Genomic DNA, 4,708 nt, shown 5'->3' on the forward strand with positions numbered 1-4,708 from the left:
CGAGGCCGCCGCCGGGGTGGGCTTCACCCGCGCGCCTGGGACTGGGCCGACGCACTGGATGTTGCGCGCACCGCCGCCGGGATCCTGGGCGCCAAACTGGAAATCGCCCAGGGCAAGCACCAGGCGTTCCATCCGGGGCGCACTGCGGCATTGAGCGTGAACGGCGAACTGATCGGCTACGCCGGCGAACTGCACCCGCAGCTGCTCAAGGACCTGGACCTGCCCGCGCGCACGGTGGCCATGGAACTGGACGGCGAGGCCCTGATGGCCGCTGCCCCGGCCGTGGTGGTCGCCGAGCAGATGACCACCCAGCCGCTGGCCACCCAGGACGTGGCACTGGTGGTGGATGAGCAGGTCGTCGCCGGCGACGTGCTGAGCGCACTGCGTGAGGGCGCCGGTGAACTGCTGGAGGACATCGCACTGTTCGATGTGTACTCCGGCCAGGGCATCGAGGACGGCAAGAAGTCACTGGCCTTCGGGCTGCGCTTCCGCGCCATGGACCGCACCCTGACCGCGGACGAAGCCTCCCAGGCCCGTGCCGCGGCCGTGGCGGTCGCCGCCGAACGCTTCGGCGCCGTGCAGCGCTAGCAATCCGCGATAGCGCCTGCACCGTTCCTCACATTGGGGGCGGTGCAGGGCGCTTTTTGCATGGCCGGTGTTGCCACCGTTTCCAGGTCCACACCCGGATGCCAGGGGATGCGCATCCGTGAAATACTCGAGCCATGGACCACCAAATGCCCATCGCTGTCCGCGCAACCGCGCTGCGGGCAGCGCCGCTGGAGCAAACGCCGGTACCGGTTCTTCCGCTATGACCTGCGCTTCGCCGATGGTGCTCAAGTACACGATTTGGACGGCACCGATTTTGACCGTCGGCTGCAGGGCGTCCGCTATCCCGCAGACCTGAACAGCACCCGCATCGACGCCCAAGGCACTTGCCCGGACGAAGGCTTCGGCCAATGGGTGGACTACCCGTACGGTTGGCCGCTTTCCTCCTAAATCCTTGATTGACGGCCCGGTTGACATGCTGGGAAGCCGGATTGCACGGCCGTTCCCACGGCCCGACGCGGTATCCCTGCTGGTTTTGTCGTCAGGCAACGGGCGTTATTGTCAGGCGTGGCTTCCCTGCCGACACTCAGGACATGAATCCTTCGGCTAGATTGTTGGTCCTTCCTTTCGCAGCGGCGCTGATGCCTGGGAGCTCGCCATTCAGTCCCTGCTGCCGCTTACCGCAGCGTCCCGGGGCGGAGAGTATTGGGAAACCGCCCATCTGGTGGCTCCCTATGCGGCCGCCGGAATCATCGCCGTTGCCTGGAGCAGTTGCCAATGCTGATCTTGCTTGCGGGCCTCCGGGACCGAACACGAAGCCGCGTGCTCACCACCATCCGCTGGTTCGGCACCATGAGCGAATTGCCCATGGCCTCCGTGACCTTTGCGGTGTTGCCAATGGTGCACCTGCTTGTTGTGGTTGGAGTCGGCGGATCTGGCGTTCTGCCGGTGTTGACTTCGGTGATCATGAGCGGGCTGGTTCTGCTGGGCCTGCTGCTGTGGCCGCGTGCTCGAATCGTCGCCTGCACGACAAAGCGTGCCGTTGAGGTGTATCGGCACGCCGCTTCCCGAAGCGAGCGAAGGAGAAGGTGGGTCCTTCGACCAATCCCGCTACTATCTTGGAAGCCATGTGACGATCCTGCCGATGACCACGGAGCAGGCGATCACCGTGCCCTAAGCTGGCATGCCGTTCTCGCGGGTCGAGAGCAGTGACAGATATGCGTCTATGGATAGGATGAAGATAGACCAACCTCCGCACGAACTAGTCAGCAGCCTGTGAAGGGAACCCCAATGTCTCAAGTCAGCCTCCCGATTCGAACCGCCGCCGCATCAGCGGTGGCGGCCCTGGGATTGCTGGGGATCCTTCCTGCAGCCCACGCCGCCCCGCCTGTAACCGTTCCCGCCGGACAAAACCTGGAATCTGTGACGGTGAACGACACCGCCGGGGTGATCAACGAGGACCGGGTACGGGAGGTGCTGGAAGGGGTCGACTTCTACGAACCGACCAAGGTTGTTGTCTACACCCGCGAGGGAAACTACGCGGACAACATCAACACCAAGACACTGCTCTATGCCCGTACCGCGCACCCCGAGTGGATCTCACAGAAGCCAGAGGACCACGGCGACTACTGGGCGGACGGATATTTCATCATCACCCTCTCCCTTGAGGGCCCGGACTCCGGGCAGGTCGGAACCTATTTCGGCGAAGACCGGAAGGTCAGCGACGAGCTGATGGAAAAGATCCACGAAGCGGGTTATGAGGACTTCAAACAAGCCCGCTGGAGCGACGGGATCATTGCGGTGGCGACCGAAGGAGCCTCGCTCATGAACCGGCCCTGGTATAAAAACCCCGTGGTGTGGGTGGTAACCGCTGCGGGTGGGGGCGTGGGTGGCATCGTTTGGGGCAGTGTCGCCAAGGTGCGTTCGAACCGGCGCAAGAAATTTGCTGACCAGTTGAAGACGGGAACGATGCACCTGACGAACGTGACCATGGACCTGGACACCACTGAGTTGGCGGCCCGGACCTTGCCCACCGGCTCCCACCATGCTGCGGACCTGGAACGCCGGTTCGCCGACTTCGTCGCCAGCTACCGTTCTTCGTTCACCGAACAGCAGGAATTGGAAGCTGCCACCAAGAAGGAACGCTCCTCTGCCCAGGGGGTGGTGCGTACCGAGAACTTCCTGACCGCCGCCCAAGAGCTGGATTCCACCGATGATGCGATCATCGCCGCCTCGGCCCTCTACACGCGGTCCGCCACCTGGGAAACGGCCTGGCGGGCCCAGACCGCGCCGCTGCTGGAGGACCTGGAGCAGATTCCGCAGCTGGTCCAGGACGCCGAAGCAGGAACCGAGGCGGCAGGGGCCGCACTGGAATCCTTCCGCCATACGGCCGTGGACGAGGCACAGTTCATCGGCACTGAGCTGAAGGCGGAGGTGATCGACGTCGATACCGCCCTGGACCGGTTGGCGCAGCTGCGCGAGCAGCTGACTGAGAAACTGGAGGACTTTGCCACGGCCCAGATCGACGCCTACGCCCAGAACGATGACGAGAAGGAGGACATGCGCCGCAAGATGCGCGAATCACGCTCCGCCTACTCCCAGCAGCGGCGCGGCGGCGGTTCAATCCTGGACGTGACCAGCCCGGCCAGCATGTTCTGGCGCGTGCAGGCCTACAACACGGGCTACAGCTCCGGGGTGAGTTCGGTGACCTCATCCCGTGAGGCCGCCAGTTCCCCCTCTTCCGGGATCTCCCACGGATATTCCGGAGGCGGCGGCAGCTTCTCCGGGGCCGGCGGCTCCTCCGGTTCTAGGCACTCTGGCTATGGCTGCTTGATCGGGCCGAAGGTTAAACAGCAGGAGCCGGAAACGTCAGCAGACGCTTCCGGCTCCCAAGCTGATGGGACTACTTGCCGGCGGTCACCGGCGGCAGGGCCGACCAGGGAAGGTGATCCACTTGTCGGTGCGGCGCCACTCGAAATCCGGTTCCTTGATGGTGCGCGGCTTGGTGTAGAGGCACACCGTCTTGACCTCGGAACCCCACTCGCCGACCAGGTCAACGACCTTGGCCAGGGTGCGCCCCGAGTCCGAGACGTCGTCCACCACCAGCACCTTCTTGTCGCGCAGGTGTCCCTCGTCCAGCAGCGGCGGCAGCACGACCGGCTCGGGCAGCACCGTGCCAATCCCGGTGTAGAACTCGACGTTCAGCGCGCCGCACGCCTTCACGCCCAGCGCGTAGGAAATCGAACCAGCCAGCAGCAGGCCGCCGCGGGCGATCGCCAGCACCACGTCCGGCACGAAACCGGTATTCACGATGGTCTGGGCTAGCTCACGTGAGGCCTGGCCAAACTGGTCCCAGGTCAACACTTCGCGTTCTGGCTCGGGCAGGACATCTGCTCCGGAATCATCAAGGGCTGTCATTCTTCCAATGCTAGCGGCCCGCCGAGGCTTTGGGCGGCGGATCCCGAAGTACTTTTCTGCACCTTTGCCCGTGACGTTCCCGACGCCCGTGACGTTCCCGACGCCCGTGACGTTCCCTACTGCCGCTTCGCCTCCGCCGTACCGAAGCGGAACACCGGCAGGCTGCTGAACAGGGGACAGGGCGCTACAGGACGTAGGAGGCGATCAGCTTGGACAGGGCCCGCACGTCGACCTTGCCCTTGAACTCCAGGCGGACCTTGCCCAGTCCGCTAAACCACAAATCCAGCTCGGCATCCAGGTCAAGGGTCCCGGCCGTCTCGACGGAGAACGCCTGAACCTTCGAATAGGGCAGTGAGGTGTAGTCCCGCTTCTTGCCGGTAATGCCCTGGACGTTGAGCGCGATCAGGCGCTTGTTCGTGAAGGCCACCGAATCGCGCACGCCCTTGAAGGTCGCGAGCAGTTCCTCACCCGGCACCAGCAGCGGCGTGAGTTCCGGGGCCAGATCGGCCATGTTGCTGGGGCTGAGCTTGAACACCGAGGAGTTGTTGAAATCGATCATGGCTTGACTCTAGCCGGAGCGCGGGACATTCAGCTCCCGGGCTGCAGGCAGCAAACGCTTCGCGGCCTTCAGCGCTCCTGGAGGCTTCTTCGCCGCCGCTGTCCGTCGAAGGCCAGCGCCGTGAGCGCGCCCAACACGGCAGCGCCGCCGTGGATATCCCCGCTCACGAGCAACGCCATCACACAC

The 4,708-nt window shown here is 64.4% G+C and carries 4 protein-coding genes and 2 pseudogenes; 4 read left to right on the forward strand and 2 right to left on the reverse strand.

The window, feature by feature from the left end:
- The 4 genes and pseudogenes from JCM19049_RS08275 to JCM19049_RS19540 form a co-directional block, all read left to right on the forward strand.
- Positions 1-588, forward strand: a pseudogene (locus tag JCM19049_RS08275) (phenylalanine--tRNA ligase subunit beta); the annotation flags it as partial.
- Positions 589-696: 108 nt separating this feature from the next.
- Entirely contained in the window at positions 697-996 is a 300-nt protein-coding gene (locus tag JCM19049_RS08280) for a hypothetical protein (RefSeq protein WP_054821352.1), read from the forward strand.
- A gap of 372 nt (positions 997-1,368) precedes the next feature.
- Positions 1,369-1,758, forward strand: a complete 390-nt coding sequence (locus JCM19049_RS08285; RefSeq protein WP_279402765.1) for a hypothetical protein — start codon at positions 1,369-1,371, stop codon at positions 1,756-1,758.
- 78 nt (positions 1,759-1,836) lie between these two features.
- A pseudogene (locus tag JCM19049_RS19540) lies at positions 1,837-3,000 on the forward strand (DUF5129 domain-containing protein); the annotation flags it as partial.
- Between the two features lie 462 nt (positions 3,001-3,462).
- On the opposite strand, the gene JCM19049_RS19545 reads toward JCM19049_RS19540, so the two are convergent.
- A complete protein-coding gene (locus tag JCM19049_RS19545) occupies positions 3,463-3,963 on the reverse strand; it encodes a phosphoribosyltransferase (protein ID WP_279402766.1) in 501 nt (166 codons plus the stop codon).
- 184 nt (positions 3,964-4,147) lie between these two features.
- The gene (locus tag JCM19049_RS08295; protein WP_054821355.1) at positions 4,148-4,522 is read right to left on the reverse strand and encodes a PH domain-containing protein; all 375 of its coding nucleotides are present in this window, start codon (positions 4,520-4,522) and stop codon (positions 4,148-4,150) included.
- Positions 4,523-4,708 lie beyond the last annotated feature (186 nt).

This window comes from Arthrobacter sp. JCM 19049, assembly GCF_001310435.1.